Origin of the sequence: Lentzea indica (assembly GCF_012184385.1) — a bacterium.
Classification (GTDB): domain Bacteria; phylum Actinomycetota; class Actinomycetes; order Mycobacteriales; family Pseudonocardiaceae; genus Lentzea; species Lentzea indica.
In genome coordinates this window covers 12909-31596 of sequence record NZ_VSRL01000089.1, presented here as the reverse complement: position 1 = coordinate 31596, position 18688 = coordinate 12909, and the positions used below count along the sequence as shown (strand labels likewise).

The window sequence follows — 18688 nt, the reverse complement described above, 5'->3', positions numbered from 1 at the left end:
CTTCGCGCAGCATTTCGCGGGCCAGCGCGACTCTGCCGGCAGGCAGATGCACGCGCGTCGCCAACGCCAGCCGCAGCCAGCCCGTCGTGGACGCCGACGCGCGCGCACCGGTCGGTCGAGCATCGGGCTGCCGACCTCGCTCGCGTCGAGCAGCCGGTTCGCGTCCATCAACGCGAGCACCAGTTCCAGCGTCAGCCGGCCGAGGCCCTGGCCGCTGTCCGCCGACGGATCGGCGAACCTGCTCAGCAGGTCTAGGCCTTCGCGCGCGGCACCGATGGCGGCGGCGATGTCACCCCACCGCCGGTGCTGGGCTGCCTGCACCGCGCGGATCAAGCCGCGCAACAACAGGCGGGTGTCGTCGTCGATGGTCGTGTCGGTGACGTAGAGCTGGTCCGCCTCCGCGAGCGCCAGCGTGGGTTCGTCACCACGGCCGACGGTGACGAGGCATTCACTGGCCTGCACCAGAGCCGACGCCCGCAGTTCCGCGGGCACGTCCGGCGCCTCCAGCACGGGCGCACCGCGGCGAACCCCGTGAGCGGTGCGCCCACGGACCGCGCGCACGCCGCGAGCTCCACCCGCAGCAGCCACGCGGTCTCGTGTTCACCGGCGATCTCCGCCGCCTTCAACGCGTCGATCGCCCGGTCTGCGATGCGGACGCCGCGGCCGACGCGGTTGCCCGCGAAGACCACCAGCGACTCCGCCCGCAGGCGGTCGGCTTCGTCGTGACGGGCGGAGGCGAGCGCAAGTGCGCGCTCACCCAGCACCAGAGCGAGCTCCGGTGCGCGCCAACGCAGCCGCCAGGCGGGCACGACCAGCGTGCTCACCTCGACGTTCGCCTGCGTCTCGCCCCTCGCCGCCACGACGTCGCCGTTGCCCTCTCAGTCCCGTGTCAGCTTGCGGTACGTGACACGGTGCGGCCTCGCGGCCTCGGCACCCAGGCGCTCGAGCTTGTTCTTCTCGTAGCCCTCGAAGTTGCCCTCGAACCAGTACCACTTCGACGGGTCTTCGTCCGTGCCCTCCCACGCGAGGATGTGCGTGGCGACTCGGTCCAGGAACCACCGGTCGTGGGAGATCACGACGGCGCAGCCGGGGAACTGCTCGAGAGCGTTCTCCAGCGAGCCCAGGGTCTCGACGTCCAGGTCGTTCGTCGGCTCGTCCAGCAGGATCAGGTTGCCGCCGAGCTTGAGCGTGAGCGCGAGGTTCAGGCGGTTGCGCTCACCACCGGACAGCACGCCCGCGGGCTTCTGCTGGTCCGGGCCCTTGAAGCCGAAGGCGCTGACGTACGCGCGCGACGGCATCTCGACGTTGCCGACGTGGATGTAGTCGAGCCCGCCGGACACGACCTCCCACACGTTCTTCTTGGGGTCGATGCCGCCGCGGTTCTGGTCGACGTACGACAACAGGACCGTGTCGCCGACCTTCACCTCGCCGGCGTCCGGCTGCTCGAGACCGACGATGGTCTTGAACAGCGTCGTCTTGCCCACGCCGTTCGGGCCGATGACGCCCACGATGCCGTTGCGCGGCAACGTGAACGACAGCCCGTCGATCAGCACCCTGTCGCCGAAGCCCTTCTTCAGCTTCTCGGCCTCGACCACGACGTTGCCCAGACGCGGGCCCGGCGGGATCTGGATCTCCTCGAAGTCGAGCTTGCGGGTCTTCTCCGCCTCGGCCGCCATCTCCTCGTAGCGGTCGAGACGCGCCTTGGACTTGGCCTGGCGGGCCTTGGCGCCGGAGCGCACCCACTCCAGCTCGTCCTTCAGGCGCTTCTGCAGCTTCTGGTCCTTCTTGCCCTGGACCGCGAGACGCTCGGCCTTCTTCTCCAGGTAGGTGGAGTAGTTGCCCTCGTACGGGTGGGTCCTGCCCCGGTCGATCTCGAGGATCCACTCGGCGAGGTTGTCCAGGAAGTACCGGTCGTGGGTGACGGCAAGAACGGCGCCGGTGTACTGCGCGAGGTGCTGTTCCAGCCACAGGACGCTCTCCGCGTCCAGGTGGTTGGTTGGCTCGTCGAGCAGCAGCAGGTCGGGCTTGCTCAGCAGCAGCTTGCACAGCGCGACCCGGCGGCGCTCACCACCGGAGAGCTTGGTGACGTCGGCGTCCGGCGGCGGGCAGCGAAGGGCGTCCATCGCCTGCTCCAGCTGGGAGTCGATGTCCCACGCGTTCGCGTGGTCCAGGTCTTCCTGGAGCTTGCCCATCTCCTCCATCAGCTCGTCGGAGTAGTCGGTCGCCATCAACTCGGCGATCTCGTTGAAGCGGTCGAGCTTCACCTTGATCTCGCCCAGGCCCTCCTGGACGTTGCCGAGGACGGTCTTCTCCTCGTTGAGCGGCGGCTCCTGCTGCAGGATGCCCACGGTGTACCCGGGAGACAGGTACGCCTCGCCGTTGTTGGGCGTGTCCAACCCCGCCATGATCTTGAGCACGCTCGACTTGCCGGCGCCGTTGGGACCGACCACACCGATCTTCGCGCCGGGGTAGAACATGATCGTGACGTCATCGAGGATGACCTTGTCACCGTGCGCCTTGCGCACCTTTTTCATGGTGTAGATGAACTCGGCCATGGCGGCGATCGTAGAGCGGTGCTCAGAGGCTCCTGACCTCGGTCGCCGACAAGCAGGCGTTCACCCTCGGATCAAGCGTCACGCGACTCGGTGACCAGCCCGTTCCGTTCGAACGTGAACGACTCTCGGCGACCGGTCCTCATCGGCCCCGATCTACGAGCTTCCCTCCTTCGTGGATTGCTGTGCGTACATCTTCTCCGGCGGTACCGCCGGATCGGGCGGGTTCCCGAGTTCCCGTGCTCGGTTGCGCCCGAACGGCGCAAGGTCAGAACGGCACGGGTTCCTCCACGAGATCTTCGCCGACCCGCGGTTCAACGACTGGAGCGGCGCCCAGTGACTGGACGCGGCTCAGATCCAGTCCGACGTGTTGCGCGTCCAGGTTGAACGCCGTCTTCTTCACGTCGTCCTTCTCGTAGTGCCGCATGCGCAGCTTGCCCTGGACGATCACGGGATCACCTTTGGACAGCGTGGTCTTCACGCTCTCGGCGAGCTTGCGCCAGCACGAGACACCGAGCCAGATCGACTCGCCGTCCTCCCAGTCGCCGATCGACGTGTTGTACCGGCGTTCGGTCGAGTTGATCTGGAAGAACGCGTTGGTCTTGCCGTCCGCGCCGTACTTGTACGAGATCTCGCTCGCCACATGACCAACGACTGTGACCACCGTGGAATTCCAGGACATCGGGTTCGCCTCCAGAGTTGCGGGGTTGCCGGTCCAGGTTGCTCCGGGGGCGGGCCGTGCGGGCGGGGCGGACGGGAATCTGTGGATTACTCGCGGGTTGTGGACAGGTCAGGATCTTGGACCACCTCGAACCGCGAAATTGTCGGACCTGTGTGCTAGTGCGGCGCTCGAGCGAGCGAATGAGTGAGTGAGCGCCCACTCATTGACATGAGTGAGTGCTCACTCATACAGTGGTGGACGTGCCAGAGGAACCACGCCGCCGCCGCGCCCCCGCGATGAGCCCGGAAGATCGCCGCGAAGCGATCGTCCAGGCCACGCTGCCGCTCGTGGTGAAGGACGGCGCGAACGTCACCACCAGCCAGATCGCCACCGCGGCCGGGATCGCGGAGGGCACGGTGTTCCGCGTCTTCAAGGACAAGGCGGAACTGCTCGACGCGTGCATCCAACGCGCGCTGCGCTCCGACGAGGAGGTCGCCCGCCTCGAAGCGATCCCGACGGACGTGCCGTTGGAGCAACGGCTGACCTCGGGAGTCGCCACGTTCAGCGGATACCTCGACCGCATGTGGGGCCTCATCGGCACGTTGCGCGAGACCGGCTACCAACCGCACGACGAGGAACACAAGAAGCACAAGGGACCGCCGATCGGCATGCAACAGCTGTCCGAGGCCGTCGCCGGCCTGTTCGGCGACGCGGAGCTGCGCGTCAGCCCCGACCTCGCCGCTCGGATGTTGCTCGGCGCCGTCTTCACGAACCGCATGGGCTCTGGCTTCGGCCAGACCGCCGCCGAACCCGACGTCATCGTCGACCTTTTCCTGCACGGCGCACTCACAGGGGGAGACAAATGAGTGAGCTCATGATCGAAGCCAACGAGGTGAGCAAGAAGTTCGGTGACGTGCACGCGCTCGACGGCGTGAGCGTCACCGCGAAGAAAGGCTCCGTTCTCGGCCTGCTCGGCCACAACGGCGCCGGCAAGACCACGCTCGTCAACGTTCTGACCACGATGCTGCCGCCGTCCGGCGGCAGCGCGAAGGTCGCCGGCTTCGACGTCGTGAAGCAAAGCCACGAGGTCCGCAGCCGCATCGGCCTGACCGGCCAGTTCGCCGCCGTCGACGAGCAGCTCAGCGGCCACGACAACCTCGTGCTGATCGCCCGCCTGCTCGGTGCCAGCCGCAAGCAGGCCCACCAGCGCGCGGACGACCTGCTGGAGCAGTTCGACCTCACCGACGCCGCCAAGCGCAACGCCAAGACCTACTCCGGCGGCATGCGGCGCCGGCTCGACCTCGCGGCCAGCTTGGTCGGACGGCCCGAGGTGCTGTTCCTGGACGAGCCGACCACCGGACTCGACCCGGCCAGCCGCCTCGCGATGTGGGAGATCGTCGAGAAGCTCGTCGCGGACGGCACCACCGTGCTGCTCACGACGCAGTACCTCGACGAGGCGGACCGGCTCGCCGACTCGATCACCGTGCTGTCCCACGGCAAGGTCGTCGCGTCCGGCACGAGCTCCGAGCTCAAGGCGCAGGTCGGCCAGCGCACCGTGACCGTCACGCTCGACTCGGCGTCCGATGTGGACACCGCACTGAAGGCGATCAACGCGGTGGGACTCCACCCCGTCGCAGAGGGCCTCACGCTCACCACGCCCGTCAGCGCGTCACGCGACCTTGCGACGGTCGTGCGCGCGTTGGACGACAACGGCCTGGAGGCGCACGAAATCGGCCTCGCCGAGCCGACTTTGGACGACGTCTACCTCACTCTCGCCGCGAACTAGGGGGAATCATGGCGACCTTGACCTGGCACGGCAGCAGCTACCCGACACAGGTTCTCGTGCTGACTGGCCGTTCTCTGCGCGCACTCCTGCGCACGCCCGCATTGGTGTTCTTCAGCGTGCTGCAGCCGTTGATCATGCTGACGTTGTTCAGCCAGATCTTCAGCAGCATCACGTCCACGGCGAACTTCCCGCCGGGCATGACCTACATCAACTTCCTGCTACCGGCGATCCTCGTGAACACCGCGATGCAGTCCTCTCTCGCGTCCGGCATCGGACTCGTGCAGGACATGTCGAACGGTGTGCTCGCACGGTTCCGTTCGCTGCCCATCCGGCCGAGCACGGTTCTGTTGGCACGCAACCTGTCCGACGCCGTGCGGACCGCGTTCCAGCTCATGCTGATGATCGCGTTCGGCGTGCTGGTGTTCGGGTTCAGGCCCGACGGCGGCATCCTCGGCACCCTCGCCGCGCTCGGCCTCGCCCTGATGGTCGGATGGGCGCTGAGCTGGGTGTTCATCGCGATCGCCGCGTGGGTGCGCAAGGCGGAGCTGATGCAGACCGTCGGCTTCCTCGCGATGTTCCCGCTGATGTTCGCGTCCAGCGCGTTCGTACCGGTCAGCGGCCTGCCCGGCTGGCTGCAGGCGATCGCGAAGGTCAACCCGCTGACCTACGCGGTCGACGCCGCCCGCAGCCTGGCACTCGCCCACCCGATCACCGGTGTGGCCGGCGCGCTGGTCACGAGCGGCGCGATCGCCGCGGTCGGTGCGTTCTTCGCGGTCCGCGGGTTCCGCCGGCCGCTTTCTGTGTAGCTCCTTGTCCTTGCGGTGTTAACCCTTTCCGGCAATCTTGCGGAGCATCGCGTTGTAGGCCTCAAGGTCGGCGTCGCCATCGGCGTCGGCCTTGCGGTCCAACCGTTTCGCGTCACGGCTGTCCTGCCGTGCCCACTGCGTGAGCAGGGCGACCATCACGACCAGCAACGGGATCTCCCCCGCCGCCCAGGCGATGCCGCCGCCAAGCCGTTGGTCCTCCAAGAGGTTCTGCACCCACGGCAATGCGAGGCCGCGGTAGAACTGCTCGCCGATGACGTTCGCGGAGCTCATCAGCACGACGCCGAAGAAAGCGTGGAACGGGATCGACGCGAACAAGAGCCCCAACCGGCCGAGTGGTGGCAGCTTGTTCGGTGACGGGTCCACGCCGATCACGGGCCAGTAGAAGACGTAACCGGCGAGAATGAAGTGGGCGTTCATCGCGAGGTGCGCCCAGTGGAACGGCAGCGCCGCCTCGAACAGGCCGGAGAAGTACAGGGCGTAGAAGGAACCGACGAACAACGCCAACGCCACGAAGGGGTTCGTCAGCACGCGTGCGACCGGTGAGTGCACAAAGGCCAGCACCCACTCGCGTGGCCCTGGCACCTCTTTGTTGACCGGCAACGCGCGCAACGCCAACGTGACCGGGCCACCCAGGACGAACAGGATCGGCGTCAGCATGGACAGCACCATGTGCGCTTCCATGTGCACGCTGAACATCGCCGGCGAATACCGCCCCAAGCCCGACGACGTCGCGAACAGCAGCGAGAAACACCCGCACAGCCACGCGATCGTGCGTCCGGCAGGCCACTTGTCGCCGCGCTTGACGAGCCTGCGCACGCCCAGGACGTACAGCAGCGCGAGGGCCAGCGCCGCGGTTCCGTAGATCAGGTCGAAGCGCCAGTCGAACAGGATGCGCGCCAGCGTCGGCGGCCCGTCGAGGTCGTAGCCGATGGCGATCTCCGTGCGGCTGGGCAGTTCGACGCTGCCCGACGGAGGGGGCGTCCTCGCCAGCGCCACGGCCAGACCGATCGTGAACATCATCAGCAGGACTTCGAGGCCCGCGAGCTTGAGCAACGCGTGCGGCTTGCCGTCGACAACGCCCTTGACGCCACGTTCGCGCTGGAAGTAGCCGAACACGCCGAGCAGCAGCAGACACGCCAGTTTGCCGAGCGTCAGCCAGCCGTAGGTGGACGTGACGAGGTCGACGGGAGTGACTCGCACGAGCGCGTTCACCACGCCCGAGACGGCCATGACGGTCCAGCAGACCAGCGCGAGCTTCGAGAACCTCGTCGCGGCCAGCGGCAGGTGCGCGCCGCCACGCCTGCCGTGCGCGAGCAACGCGATCAAGCCGCCTACCCACAGCACCGCGGCGATGAGGTGGAACAACAGGCTGTTGGTCGCCATGTCGTGCGAGCCGCCGGACGACGAGTGCCCGGTGACCGCCACCGGGACCAGCGCGAAGATCGCCAGGAACAGCAGGACCGTCGTCCACCCCCACGACAGCACCAACCGGCAGCCCAGTGCGAGCAAGCTCACGATGATCGCCGTGAGCAGCCACGCCTTGGACTGCTCCAGCAGCATCGCCGTCGCGATCATCTGGCTGAAGGTGAACGAGCCGACCGGCCTGTCGATCGCGGCCGCCGTGGTGAACGGCACCGACAGCACGGCGCCCACCAGCCACACGAGCGCGAACCACCCGGCGGTGCGCATCGCGGCGTACCCGTCGGCTGCGAGAGTGCCGGACTTCTGCGGTGGCACCAGGAATGCCGCCAACAGCAACGAGCCGATGGTCACCACCGCGCCTGTCTCGGTCAGCACGCGCACGATCAGCAGCCCTGCAGGAGGGTTGCCCGAGAGCGCGCTCAACGCGACGGCGACAAGAGCCGCCACTGCGAAGCCGATGACTACAAGGGGCACCAAACCCGTTCTGGTGGAGCGTTCGATTACCACGTCGTGGAGCCTACGACCCTCTAGTGTTGCGCCGTGTGAGACGTTCTCTCCTCCTCCTGCTCACCGTGCTCGCGGTGTCCGGCTGCTCGTACCGCATCCAGGGCGAGCCCGTCGCGGCGCCGCTGCCACCGCTCGCCATCGCGACGCCGCGCAAGACCACGGGCGTCGACCCGTGCGGCCTCGTCACGGAGAAGGACCTCAAACCGATCGGGACGCTCAAGTTCCAGCCCGTGCCACGCGCCGAGATGCCGAACTCGTGCCTCTTCACGCTTAAAGAGAACGCGTACGTGCTGGTGGCGGTCCCCTACCGGTCGTTCGACGACTCGAAGAACATCCAGAAGAAGGGCCGCGAGGTCGAGACCGGCAAGCACGCCACGTGGCTCAGCTGCGGCCAGCAGGAGAAGGACATGGTGTGCACGGCCACCATCGCCGTGACGCGCAACGAGTCGCTGATGGTCGCCATCGGCATGAGCGGCGGAGTCACCGAGACCAAGGCACGTGACGCACTGGAGCCGATCGGCAGGGAAGCCCTCAAACGGATGCCGACTGCCTAGCGGCCCGCCTGGCCAGCCACGTCGCCGGGATGATCAGCGCGGTGACCAGCGCCACGAACCCGAGCGACACCACGAGCGAGCTGACGTGCGCGAGCCCGCCCACGATCGGCGGGCCCGCGAGGAACCCCGTGTAGGCGATCGTCGTCACAAGCCCCAGCTCACGTTCGCCACCGCTGCCGTCCGCACGTTTGCCGGTCTCACTCGCGAGGTCCATCACCACCGGGAACGAGAACGCGAGCCCGAGACCGGCCAGCCCGAACCCGATGTAGCCGGCTGCCGGCAGGGGGATGAGGACGGCTGTTGCCAGTCCCGTTGCGGCAAGGCCACCACCCGCAGCGAGAAGGCGGTGCGGGCCGAGCGTGCGTTGGATCGGTTCGCCGAACCACCGTGCGAGCGCCATCGTGATGGAGAAGCCCGCATAGGCGTATGCACCGGCTGCGTCACCCATTCCTCGTTCACGCACCATGAACAACGCTGTCCAGTCCGCCGCCGCCCCTTCCGCGATAGCACTGCACAGCGCGACGCTCGCCAACAGCCAGAGGACCGGGCTCTTGAGCACGTTGGCGCGTTCGGCGACTTCCTCCCTATGGCGCTCCCCTACTCCTCCGGGGATCTTCTTCGCGATGAGCGCGGTGACGATGAGGCCGATTAGTGCTGCCAGAAGGAAGTGCTTCATGGGTGTCCAGTGCGCCTGAGCGGCGGCGGCGCTGCCCAACGACCCGATGAGACCGCCGAAGCTGAAGCCCGCGTGGAACTGCGGCATCAACGACCGTTGCAGATCGCGGACGACGACGACTGCGGCGACGTTCATCGACACGTCCATCGCGGCGACGCTCGCGCCCAGTGCGATCAGCGTCAGGCCGAACTGCAGCGGTGACTGCGAGAGTGCGAGCACGGGCAGAAGCAACGGACTGAGGAGGCTGCTCGCTATCAGCACTCCACGCGACCCGTGAACCGCGCAGATCCGTGCCGCCAGGGGCGCCGTGACGGCCAGACCGACACTCGCCCCGAGCAACGCCAGGCCAAGACTGCCCACCTCCGCGCCGATCTGCGCGGCGAGCGCGGGCACGCGAGCCGCCCAAGTGCCGAAGACGGCGCCGTTCAACAGGAAGACGACGAACGTGGCCAGGCGTGGAGACATGCGCTCCAGCATGACTGAAGCGCTTCAGCCACGCCAGCGGTTTGGGGCCGATCTCTCGCATACGATGCTGACCGTGGACTCCGATCGCCGACGCAGGCCGACGCTGGACACCGTCGCCGCCGCGGTCGGGGTTTCCAGGGCAACGGTGTCGAACGCGTACAACCGGCCAGACCAGCTCTCGTCGTCGTTGCGCGAACGCATCCTCGAAACGGCCCGCTCGCTCGGCTACGCGGGCCCTGACCCGGTCGCACGATCACTGGCCACCCGCTCGTCCGCGGCCGTGGGTTTCATGCTGCCGCAGGGGCTGTCCGGCGCGTTCTCGGATCCGGCGCTCTCGATCGTGCTCGACGGCCTGGCCTCGACCGTCGACGGCCACGACCACAGCCTGGTCCTGATGCCGGGCGACGCCACCGGCGGCCCGCGTCCCTCGATCGTGGCGCGCGCACAAGCGGACGTGATGGTGGCTTACTCGCTGCCGGACTCCGCACCGGCCCTGGAGGCGGTCGCCGCCCGCGGGCTCCCTCTGGTGGTGATCGACCAACCGGTACTGCCCGGTTCGGCACGGGTCGAGGTGCAGGACTACGTCGGCGCCTCGCTCGCCGCGTCTTTCCTGCTCAGCCTCGGACACTCTCGGTGCGCGGTGCTGACGTTCGCACTGCACCCGGACGGAGTATCCGGACCGGCTTCCCCCCAGCGCCGTTCGGCCGTGCCGTTCCGCGTGAGCCGAGACCGGCTGGGCGGCTACCTCGACACTTTGGAAAAAGCCGGGGTGAAACCGGACAATGTTCCGGTGTGGGAGGCGCGCGGCAGTGATCGCGAGCTCGGACGTCTCGGCGCGCGGTGGTTGCTCACCCGCACGCCACGCCCGAGCGCTCTGCTGTGCGCGTCGGACCAACTGGCGTTCGGCGCCCTTCAAGCGGCCCGCGATCTGAACTTGACCGTCCCCCGGGACGTTTCCGTCGTCGGCTTCGACGACGTCCCCGAGGCCGCCTACAGCGACCCACCACTGACTACGGTGCGTCAGCCCCTGGCCGACAAGGGCCGCCGCGCCGGCGAACTGGCGTTGAAGTTACTGGCCGGCGGCAGACCACCGCGGCCAACGAGACTCGACGTTTCCCTCGTGGAGAGAGCCTCAACGGCCCCACGCGCGTGATTCACATCACGTTTAGACTGTTTTCGTCACCCGTTTGGACGTAGGGCGGAAACGGTCGATCGACTCCGGACGATGTGTCCGGTGGGGGCACCGGTGACCACACTTCGTGGCCGCCTGGTCTCCTCAAGCCTCCGTAGCTCAGTGGAGAGAGCGAGGGACTTCTAATCCCGAGGTCGCAGGTTCGAATCCTGCCGGGGGCGCTCGTGTCGAGGGGTGAGGTGTGTCTGCGGAAATCGCGGACCTGGCTTCACCCCTCGAGTCTTTTCGGGGCAGAGCCCCAGAAACCAGCCGGACCCCAGGTTCATGGCTGCACAACGGCGATCCACGCTCGGCTTGACCGTGCCGTAGCGGCATGGTTTCCACTAGACGCAACGTCGAGTGGAACGAGGGGAACGTCGTGGGGTGGAGCACTCGCCAGCTGGCCGACCTCGCCGGCACGACGTTGCGCACGATCCGGCACTACCACGACGTCGGCCTGTTGGAAGAGCCCGAGCGGCGCGCGAACGGGTACAAGAGCTACGGCGTCCAGCATCTTGTGCGCGTGTTGCGCATCAAGCGGCTGACCGATTTGGGGCTGTCGCTGACGCAGATCGCTGAGCTCGGTGACGCCGATGAGCATCCCGAGCACGCGTTGCGGGTGCTGGACGCGGAGCTGGCCGGCACGATCGAGCGGCTTCAGCGCGTCCGGGCCGAGCTCTCCGTGATCCTCAAGCAGGCGGCGCCTACCGATCTGCCGCCTAGCGTGGGCAGAGCGATTGCCGACGCTGAGCTTTCGCCCGCCGACCGGGCGTTCTCCGTTGTGCTGGCGCAGGTTCTCGCGCCGGAGACGATGGTCCGGTACACGGAGTCGCTGAAGGGTTATGTGCAGGATCCCGTGATCGTGGAGTTCGACAACCTGCCTGCCGACGCGGATGAACCGACGCGGCAGAGCTTGGCAGAGCGCATGCGCGGGCTGCGGATCGTGCAGGAGATGCAGGCCATCTTTCCGGAGAGCGTGTACGCGGACGCGCCGCGTGGGGCTGATTACGCGATCGAGGCGACGGTTCGGGCGTTGGTCGATCTCTACAACGCTGCCCAGATAGACGTCCTGGTTCGGATGAATCCGAAGTAGGTCAAGTGAAGTGGCGCGTGACCAGAGCGCGCCGTCGGGGAGGGTATTCGCAAATGCAAAAGATGGTTGTCGCTGCCGTGGTGGCAGCGCTCGTGGTGCCGGGGGTGGCTAGTGCGGCAGAGCCGGAGAGCACTGTCACTTGGGGCGCGTGTCCTGCCAACGTCGCGCCGCTCGGACTGGAGTGCGGCACGGTGAAGGTGCCGCTGGATCACGCGAAGCCGAAGGGGCAGAAGATCGAGATCTCGATATCGCGGCTGGCCAGCAAGAAGCCGGAGAAACGGCGTGGCGTGCTGCTGACCAATCCGGGTGGGCCCGGTGGCGAGGGCATGACGTTTCCGTTCGCGCTCAAGGCACTTGGCCTGCCTCAGGACGTGCAGGACGCCTACGACGTGATCGGCATCGATCCGCGCGGGGTCGGGAACAGCACGCCGGTCACGTGTGATCTCACCCAAGAGCAGAAGCTCAAGGGCAACGTCCCGCCGTACGCGGTGACACAGGCCGACGTCACGAAGTGGGCCGAGGAGTCGCGCAAGATCGCCAACCAGTGCGCCACCTCGAGGACGGCGTGGATGCTGCCTCACGTCAGCACCGCGAACGCCGCGCGGGACATGGACCAGATTCGGCAGGCGCTCAAGGAGCCCAAGGCGTCGTTCCTCGGCTACTCCTACGGCACGCATCTGGGCGCGGTGTACGCGACGTTGTTCCCCAACCGGACTGATCGGGTCGTGCTCGACAGCAGCCTGCCCGCGAAGGGCTGGGACGTCGAGGGCGGGCGCGGGTTCGGCCGGGGCGTGGAGGACCGGTTCCCCGACTTCGCGAAGTGGGTGGCCGCGCGGCCCGAGTACGGGCTCGGCACGACGCCTCAGCAGGTGAGGGACAAGTTCTTCGACCTGGCCGCGCGGCTGGATCAGAAGCCGGTGCCGGGCATCGACGGCCCGATGTTCCGGTTCCTCACGTTCGCCTTCATCTACGGCGACAGGACTTTTCCCACGCTGGCCGAGTACTGGCAGGCGCTCGACACCGGCAAGCCGCTGCCGGAGGAGGAGCCGGCGCCGGACCCGGACAACGCGATCTCCAGCCGCCTCTACACGGTGTGCAACGACTCGCGCTGGCCGACTTCGGTCAGCACGTACCAGCGCAACGTCGCCATCGACCGGGTTCGCTACCCGATGTTCGGCGCTGCGGCGGCGAACATCCAGCCGTGCGCGTTCTGGCCCGATCCCGAAGAGCGGCCGATCAGCGTGGGTGACCGCGGTCCGGCCAACGTCATGATCGCGCAGAACGACCGCGATCCCGCGACGCCACTCACCGGCGCGCAGGACATGCGGCGGGCGCTGGGCAAGCGGGCGGTGATGGTGAGTGCCGACCAGGGTGGCCACGGTGCGTACGTGCTCGCTCCGAACAAGTGCCTGAACGGCGCGGTGACGTCGTTCCTGCTCGACGGGAAGCGGCCGGCGCACGACCTCAGGTGCGCGGCTGAATAATCTGCCGCGTGGACAAGACGCGGTTGGGCATCGGGCTGGTCATCGTCGTTCTCGTGGTGCAGACGCTGGCCGGCCTGGTGTGGAGTCCTGATGCGACGCTCACCGGAATCGCTCTCGCCTTCAACGCGGTCGCCGCGGTCTCCACAGCGCTCTTCGTACGGCGGGGCGGGCGGGCTGCCTGGGCGGTTGCCGGGTGGTGCGCGGGGTTCTTCGGGTGGCACGTGGTGGGGCTCGGCGAGTTGGCCGGCTGGTGGACGACCGGGCTGGACGCGGCGTTTCTCGTGGCGTCGCAGTACCAGCTTTCGGTCGTCTACCAGGCGGTGATGGCCACGGCGGCCGGGTTCGCCGTGCACCTGTTGCTGCCGCGGCGTTAGAACCTGGTGTTCGCCACGTAGGTGTCGAAGCTGGTGGCCGGGCGGCCCAGCAGGCGGCTGACGTCGTCGGTCGGGGTGGCCATCAGACCGTTGCGCATGCCTTCGAACATCCCGTTCAGCTCGGCGGCCACTTCCTCGGGAACGCCTTGGGAGAGCAGGGTTTCGCGGTACTCGTCCGGTGTGATCCCGACCAGTTCGACAGGCCGGCCGGCCGCCGCGGAGATCTTCTCCACAGCCGCCGTGAAGGTGATGGCTTCCGGACCGGTGAGGTTGTAGGTCTGGCCGTCGTGTCCACCGGAGGTCAGGACGAGGGCGGCCACCTCGGCGATGTCCTGGACGTCCACGAACGGTTCCGGGGTGTCGTCGACGGGGAGGGACAGGCGGCCAGCCTGGATCTCGGCCTGCCAGACGTCCTCGGAGAAGTTCTGGTTGAAGTTGTTGGCGCGCAGGATGGTCCAGGACAGCTCACTGGCACGCAGGGCTTCCTCGGTGGCGCGCATGCCCTGGAAGAACTCGTCAGGTGTCTCGTCGAGGCCCCTGCCGGAGAGCTGGACCAGCCGCCGAACTCCGGACGCCTTGGCCAGTTCTACGAACGGTGCGGCCAAAGCCGGGTCTTCCGGCGCGATCACGTAGGCGGCGGTGACGCCGTGCAGGACCGGTTTCCAGGTGGATTCGTCGTTCCAGTCGAAGCCGTGGGAACGGGAGGCCGCACGGACCTTCGCACCGGCGGATTCGAGGGCGCGGACCACGCGACGGCCTGTCTTGCCGGTGGCGCCCAGGACCAGGATCTCTTGTGTCATGGCCCCCAGCCAACCCGTCTGAGGCACCATCGAACATGGGCGAAAGTCCATCGATGATGTTCGATCGTTCCGGCCGTATCGTGGAGGCATGGAGCCGTTCGACGAACTGCTGCGCGGGGTGCGCGCGGATGGGGCTGGGGTGCGCCGGACCGAGTTGGCCGGGACGGAGGTGTTGTCAGGGCTCACGTTGTACGCGGTCGTGTCGGGCGAGATCAGCGTCCTGGGCGAGACGGCTCGGGCAGGAGACATCGTGGTGGTGCAGGGATCCGTTGCCGCGCAAGGGCAGGCCACGGTGATCAGCGGGACCTACGACGTCAAGGGAGCACTGGCGCGCCGACTGACGGCCGTGTTGCCGGACGCACTGGTGGCGCCTGGATACGACGAGTGTGCGGCGTTTTACGGGTCCGTGAGCACTGTTGGGCCTGGGGTGGTGACGGATCGGTTGCTCGACTGGCTGATGGTGTGCGCGCTGCGGGAGTGGTTCGACCGCGAGCACGGGACGGGCTGGCTGGCCGCTCTGGGGGACGAGGTCGTCGGGCCGGTGCTGCGGGCCATGCACGCGCGGCCGGAAAAGGCGTGGACGCTTGCGTTGCTGGCCAAGGAAGCCGGTGTGGCGCGCACGACGCTCGCCGGACGGTTCGCAAAGCTGGTCGGGGTGCCGCCCTTGACCTATCTGACCGAGTGGCGGATGGGCGTGGCGGCGGACCTGCTGGCCGAGTCCTCGGTGACGGTGGCCGCGGTGGCACGGCAGGTCGGGTACGCGGACGCGTTCGGGTTCAGTGCCGCGTTCAAGCGGGTGCACGGGTTCAGCCCGAGCGAGTGCCGCAGCCGATGTGCCGCTAGCGCGTGAGCACAAGCCCGAGTTGGTGGTCCACCAGCTCTTCCGCGGCTGAAGACGAGACCTGACCGATCAGCACCTGAAGCATCAGGCCGTCGACGAACGCCAGCAGCCCCATCGCATCCCGCTCCGGATCACCGCCGGGACGCACCGCGCTGATCATCCCCGCCAGCCATGCCACCATCTCGCCGTTGCCCTGGCGCAACGGCTCACCGAGACGCGGTTCGACCACGGCCTGCGCCAGGAACGCCGCGAGCACCGGGGCCTCCACACGGGCCGCGGGGCTCAACGGCAGGAGTTCGAACAGGATCGCGCGCAGGTACGTCCTCGGGTCGTCCGAATGAACCGCGCCAAGGCGTGCGGCGACGCGTTCGCTGATCAGCTCGAACGCGAACATCAGCATCTCGTCCTTGGTCGCGAAGTAGTGCTGGACGCGACCCATGGACACGTCTGCCTCGGCGGCCACGTGGCGCAGGCTCACGGCGTCCAGGCCGCGCGCGGCGATCACCCGGCACACGGCGTCACCGATCTGGCGCCGGCGTTCGTCGTGGTCGACCTGCTTCGGCATGCGACATCTCCAATGCAATCGCATTGCATCCTACCCGCGGGCCGTTTTACGATGCGTTCGCATTGCAATACGTGAAGGGGGACGTCATGCAGCTGTGGGACTTCGCCGCGCTCACCTACTACCGCGTGCTGGACCGGTTCTCCGGGTCGCTGAACAGACTGGCGATCGACAAGCTTGATCTGAGGCCCGGCGACGCCGTGCTCGACATCGGGTGCGGCACCGGGGCGTTGATCCCCGCGCTCGTGGAAGCCGTTGGGCCGCAAGGACGTGTGGTCGCGATGGACTTCAGCCCGCGGATGGTGGCGATCGCCAGGAAGCGAGCCGAGTGGCCGAACGTCGAGGTGCGTCAGGCCGACGCGTGCACCACCGACCACGGCGCCGGGCAGTTCGACGCGGCGGTGGCGCTCGGGGCGTTCAGCGCGATGCCGGACGTGCCGGCGGCGATCGCCAACGCGGCGGACGCACTCAAGCCGGGCGGCCGGTTGTTCGTGTTCGACGTGCGGCTGGCCAAGAACACCAGGACGACGAGGTTCCTGCGCACGGCCTACCGGTTGATCGCGGGGTTCAGCGGCGCCGATGTCGTCACGGAGCTCCGGAAGGTGTTCGAGCGGGTGGAGCCGGTGTTCGCGATCGAGGGTGAGACCACGACCGTGGTCATGGCCACGAAGATCACGGATACGGCCACGGATTCGGCTTGCACACCTTCCCGTCCTGCGGGATGAACGCGCCCTGAGGCACGCCGTTGGTGATGCGGACGATCTCGTCGTTGGACACGCTGAACGTCTGCTGCATCATCACCGGCGCCGGACCACCGGCCACCTCGCAGGCGCGATGACCCTGGCCGAACGCGTGGCCGGTCTCGTGGTTGACCATGTACTGCCGGTACGAGGTCAGGTCCGGCAGGTGGGCGACCGCGCCGCGGAACCAGCGAGCGCCGCTCAGGACGACGAGGTTGCCGTTGCGGCACGAGACGTCGACCGGGATCTCGTAGCCGCACACGGAACGCGCGGTCTGCTGGGACGCCAGCCTGATGCGCACCGATGCCACACCCGACACCCGCTGAACCGAACGGGCGCCGCGGGCGGTCCAGCCGCGCGGGTCGGCGAGGGTGGCGTCCACGAAAGACGCGAAGGCCTGTTCGTCGACGGTGATGCCGTCCTCGACCTCGACGGCGTAGGTACGCAACGGGCCGGTGCCCACGACCGGGCCCGAGCCCTGGACCACGTGGAACGTTCCGGCGCCGGACACCGGGAAGTCGGGGCCGTCAGGCAGGTCCGAGCTCGACGTGTACACCCGCGGCGGTGGTGGCGGTGGCGTCGACGAGGACATCACCGGCGAAGGCGAGGGCGTGACAGGCGGTGTCGTGGTCGGCGCGGCCGCGGGCGACGTTTCGCCTGCGAGCTGGGTGGTGGTGAGCAACAACGCCGTCAGTGCGACAGCCCCAGAACCAGGTGCACCTTCATGACAGCAACGCTCGCCGGAACTGATGAAGAACCTGTTTACGTCCCGCTTGACTGTCGTGAAGACCTGCATACTGCGACTGTGTGTGCCCACATCCTCGTGGCCGAGGACAACGTTCACCAGGCGGAACTCGTTCGCCGGTACCTCGAGCACGACGGGCACTCGGTGGTGGTCGTCCACGACGGGCGGGCGGCGATCGACGAGACGCGGCGCCGCAACCCCGACCTGCTGGTGCTGGACGTGATGATGCCGCTGGTCGACGGCATCGACGTGATGCGCGCCATCAGAACCGAGTCGGACGTGCCGATCGTGCTGCTCACGGCACGGTCCACTGAGGACGACGTGCTGCTCGGGTTCGACCTGGGCGCGGACGACTACATCACCAAACCGTTCCGGCCGCGGCAGATGGTCGCGCGAGTGCGCACGATTCTGCGTCGCAGCGGCCGTGCGCGCGAGACCAACGCCACCGTGCTCAAGGTCGGCGACCTCACCGTCGACCCGATCCGGCACGAGGTGCGCATCAAGGACGAGCTCATCAACCTCACGCCCGCGGAGTTCCGGCTGCTGGCCAAGATGGCCGCACAACCGCAACGGGTGTTCACGCGCGAACAGCTGCTGGAGGACGGGTTCATCACCGCACGGACGGTCGACGTGCACATGATGAAGCTCCGTCGCAAGATCGAGAAGGACTCACGCCGGCCGGAACGACTGCTGACCGTCTACGGCATCGGATACAAGCTCGTATGAAAAGCCTGCTGGTTCGGTTCTTCCTGTTCTCCATGGTGATCGCGGCGTGCTCGATCGCGGTGACGGCGTGGCTCGCGAGTCAGGCGACCACCGGCACGATCCGGCAGGAGCAGGGCGAGGCGCTCAGGACCGACGCTGAGATCTACGACGAGCTGCTGAAGCTCGCGGCCACGCACAAGAGCTGGGCCGAGGCGAAGTCCGAAGTGGACGCGCTGGGGCGCAGGCACGAGCGGCGTCTCGCGTTGACCGACCGTGACGGCAAGACGTTGCTGGACACCGGAAATGCGAGCTCGCCGCCGTTGCCCGTCAATCCCAAGGTGTCGATCGACCCGCTCAACGTCGACTCGGTGCTCAAGCCGGGCGCGAGCAAGATCGATCCGAGGGCGGCAGGGCCGTTCCGGCTGACCGACGAGGAGTACGCGAAGCTGCGCGGCTACGCCGATCGGCTACTCCAGTGCAACACCAGGATCACCCTCGTGGAGGCGCCCAACCGCAGGCCGCGGCTCGAGAACGACGAGCCGGGCCGGTTGTCGGTGTGGGACGACTGCACGGCGGGTGAGCAGCTCTACCAGATGACCTACACCGAGCTGACCGCCTACGAGCAGCTCAGGCAACTCTTCGAAGGGTGCGTGGACCGGCTGCCCGTGTCCGAGGCTGACTGGCCGCGAGGGCTGAAAGGCGTCAGGATCCAGCTCGACTGGG

19 protein-coding genes, 1 tRNA gene and 1 pseudogene are annotated in these 18688 nt (G+C 67.7%); 12 read left to right on the top strand and 9 right to left on the bottom strand.

The features are described from left to right. The 3 genes and pseudogenes from FXN61_RS23950 to ssb all read right to left on the bottom strand — a co-directional run. Positions 1-561: pseudogene (locus FXN61_RS23950) on the bottom strand (hypothetical protein); the annotation flags it as partial. Between the two features lie 317 nt (positions 562-878). Further along, complete coding sequence (gene ettA / locus FXN61_RS23945) at positions 879-2555, bottom strand: energy-dependent translational throttle protein EttA (protein WP_167976283.1); 1677 nt, start codon at positions 2553-2555, stop codon at positions 879-881. Between the two features lie 265 nt (positions 2556-2820). Continuing rightward, positions 2821-3216: a single-stranded DNA-binding protein gene (ssb, locus tag FXN61_RS23940; RefSeq protein ID WP_167976282.1), complete on the bottom strand. Its 396-nt coding sequence runs from the start codon at positions 3214-3216 to the stop codon at positions 2821-2823. 257 nt (positions 3217-3473) lie between these two features. Between ssb and FXN61_RS23935 the strand changes: the two genes are divergently transcribed. Genes FXN61_RS23935 through FXN61_RS23925 form a run of 3 tightly spaced genes read left to right on the top strand, consistent with a single transcriptional unit; the run spans position 3474 to position 5805 of the window. Further along, a complete protein-coding gene (locus tag FXN61_RS23935; protein ID WP_312877951.1) occupies positions 3474-4079 on the top strand; it encodes a TetR/AcrR family transcriptional regulator in 606 nt (201 codons plus the stop codon). Continuing rightward, positions 4076-4999 carry an ATP-binding cassette domain-containing protein gene (locus FXN61_RS23930; protein WP_167976281.1) on the top strand — a complete coding sequence of 308 codons (924 nt, stop codon included), beginning with the start codon at positions 4076-4078 and terminating at the stop codon, positions 4997-4999. Before FXN61_RS23935 ends, FXN61_RS23930 begins: the two co-directional genes overlap by 4 nt. An 8-nt stretch (positions 5000-5007) precedes the next feature. Then, positions 5008-5805, top strand: coding sequence for an ABC transporter permease (locus FXN61_RS23925; protein ID WP_167976280.1), 798 nt, complete (start codon positions 5008-5010; stop codon positions 5803-5805). A gap of 18 nt (positions 5806-5823) precedes the next feature. Here FXN61_RS23925 and FXN61_RS23920 read toward each other — a convergent pair whose 3' ends face one another. Continuing rightward, on the bottom strand, positions 5824-7725 hold the full coding sequence (locus FXN61_RS23920; RefSeq protein WP_167976289.1) for a bifunctional copper resistance protein CopD/cytochrome c oxidase assembly protein: 1902 nt from the start codon (positions 7723-7725) through the stop codon (positions 5824-5826). A gap of 65 nt (positions 7726-7790) precedes the next feature. Between FXN61_RS23920 and FXN61_RS23915 the strand changes: the two genes are divergently transcribed. Further along, positions 7791-8309 (top strand): DUF3558 domain-containing protein, encoded by a 519-nt coding sequence (locus FXN61_RS23915; protein ID WP_167976279.1) that lies wholly within the window; start codon positions 7791-7793, stop codon positions 8307-8309. On the opposite strand, the gene FXN61_RS23910 is transcribed toward FXN61_RS23915, so the two are convergent. Continuing rightward, positions 8287-9450: an MFS transporter gene (locus FXN61_RS23910; RefSeq protein WP_167976278.1), complete on the bottom strand. Its 1164-nt coding sequence runs from the start codon at positions 9448-9450 to the stop codon at positions 8287-8289. The genes FXN61_RS23915 and FXN61_RS23910 overlap by 23 nt on opposite strands. 73 nt (positions 9451-9523) lie before the next feature. Here FXN61_RS23910 and FXN61_RS23905 point away from each other — a divergent pair, with 73 nt between their 5' ends. From FXN61_RS23905 to FXN61_RS23885, 5 genes are all read left to right on the top strand, one after another. Then, positions 9524-10603 (top strand): LacI family DNA-binding transcriptional regulator, encoded by a 1080-nt coding sequence (locus tag FXN61_RS23905; protein WP_167976277.1) that lies wholly within the window; start codon positions 9524-9526, stop codon positions 10601-10603. 127 nt (positions 10604-10730) lie between these two features. After that, positions 10731-10803 (top strand) — tRNA-Arg (locus FXN61_RS23900). A gap of 152 nt (positions 10804-10955) precedes the next feature. Beyond that, entirely contained in the window at positions 10956-11714 is a 759-nt protein-coding gene (locus tag FXN61_RS23895; protein ID WP_188135408.1) for a helix-turn-helix domain-containing protein, read from the top strand. Between the two features lie 53 nt (positions 11715-11767). Then, complete coding sequence (locus tag FXN61_RS23890) at positions 11768-13198, top strand: alpha/beta hydrolase (protein ID WP_167976276.1); 1431 nt, start codon at positions 11768-11770, stop codon at positions 13196-13198. A gap of 8 nt (positions 13199-13206) precedes the next feature. Beyond that, positions 13207-13572, top strand: coding sequence for a hypothetical protein (locus FXN61_RS23885; protein WP_167976275.1), 366 nt, complete (start codon positions 13207-13209; stop codon positions 13570-13572). Here the strand turns inward: FXN61_RS23885 and FXN61_RS23880 are convergent. After that, a complete protein-coding gene (locus tag FXN61_RS23880; protein WP_167976274.1) occupies positions 13569-14372 on the bottom strand; it encodes an NmrA family NAD(P)-binding protein in 804 nt (267 codons plus the stop codon). The two genes, FXN61_RS23885 and FXN61_RS23880, sit on opposite strands and share 4 nt — an antisense overlap. Positions 14373-14460: 88 nt before the next feature. On the opposite strand from FXN61_RS23880, the gene FXN61_RS23875 reads away from it, so the two are divergent. Continuing rightward, a complete protein-coding gene (locus FXN61_RS23875; RefSeq protein WP_167976273.1) occupies positions 14461-15222 on the top strand; it encodes an AraC family transcriptional regulator in 762 nt (253 codons plus the stop codon). Here FXN61_RS23875 and FXN61_RS23870 read toward each other — a convergent pair. Beyond that, positions 15212-15778: a TetR/AcrR family transcriptional regulator gene (locus FXN61_RS23870; RefSeq protein ID WP_167976272.1), complete on the bottom strand. Its 567-nt coding sequence runs from the start codon at positions 15776-15778 to the stop codon at positions 15212-15214. The two genes, FXN61_RS23875 and FXN61_RS23870, sit on opposite strands and share 11 nt — an antisense overlap. A gap of 71 nt (positions 15779-15849) precedes the next feature. Between FXN61_RS23870 and FXN61_RS23865 the strand changes: the two genes are divergently transcribed. Further along, positions 15850-16500: a class I SAM-dependent methyltransferase gene (locus FXN61_RS23865; protein ID WP_167976271.1), complete on the top strand. Its 651-nt coding sequence runs from the start codon at positions 15850-15852 to the stop codon at positions 16498-16500. Here FXN61_RS23865 and FXN61_RS23860 read toward each other — a convergent pair. After that, the gene (locus FXN61_RS23860) at positions 16448-17200 is read right to left on the bottom strand and encodes a DUF3152 domain-containing protein (protein WP_246291925.1); all 753 of its coding nucleotides are present in this window, start codon (positions 17198-17200) and stop codon (positions 16448-16450) included. The genes FXN61_RS23865 and FXN61_RS23860 overlap by 53 nt on opposite strands. A 120-nt stretch (positions 17201-17320) precedes the next feature. Here FXN61_RS23860 and FXN61_RS23855 point away from each other — a divergent pair, with 120 nt between their 5' ends. Beyond that, on the top strand, positions 17321-17986 hold the full coding sequence (locus FXN61_RS23855) for a response regulator (RefSeq protein WP_167976270.1): 666 nt from the start codon (positions 17321-17323) through the stop codon (positions 17984-17986). A gap of 142 nt (positions 17987-18128) precedes the next feature. On the opposite strand, the gene FXN61_RS50840 is transcribed toward FXN61_RS23855, so the two are convergent. Then, positions 18129-18356 (bottom strand): hypothetical protein, encoded by a 228-nt coding sequence (locus tag FXN61_RS50840; protein ID WP_223165566.1) that lies wholly within the window; start codon positions 18354-18356, stop codon positions 18129-18131. Between the last annotated feature and the right edge of the window lie 332 nt (positions 18357-18688).

Bases quoted from the DNA above. Each gene is read 5' to 3' on its own strand.
- ettA (WP_167976283.1), bottom strand. From the start codon at position 2,555: ATGGCCGAGTTCATCTACACCATGAAAAAGGTGCGCAAGGCGCACGGT.
- FXN61_RS23930 (WP_167976281.1), top strand. From the start codon at position 4,076: ATGAGTGAGCTCATGATCGAAGCCAACGAGGTGAGCAAGAAGTTCGGT.
- FXN61_RS23925 (WP_167976280.1), top strand. From the start codon at position 5,008: ATGGCGACCTTGACCTGGCACGGCAGCAGCTACCCGACACAGGTTCTC.
- FXN61_RS23910 (WP_167976278.1), bottom strand. From the start codon at position 9,450: ATGTCTCCACGCCTGGCCACGTTCGTCGTCTTCCTGTTGAACGGCGCC.
- FXN61_RS23895 (WP_188135408.1), top strand. From the start codon at position 10,956: ATGGTTTCCACTAGACGCAACGTCGAGTGGAACGAGGGGAACGTCGTG.
- FXN61_RS23890 (WP_167976276.1), top strand. From the start codon at position 11,768: ATGCAAAAGATGGTTGTCGCTGCCGTGGTGGCAGCGCTCGTGGTGCCG.
- FXN61_RS23880 (WP_167976274.1), bottom strand. From the start codon at position 14,372: ATGACACAAGAGATCCTGGTCCTGGGCGCCACCGGCAAGACAGGCCGT.
- FXN61_RS23875 (WP_167976273.1), top strand. From the start codon at position 14,461: ATGGAGCCGTTCGACGAACTGCTGCGCGGGGTGCGCGCGGATGGGGCT.
- FXN61_RS23870 (WP_167976272.1), bottom strand. From the start codon at position 15,778: ATGCCGAAGCAGGTCGACCACGACGAACGCCGGCGCCAGATCGGTGAC.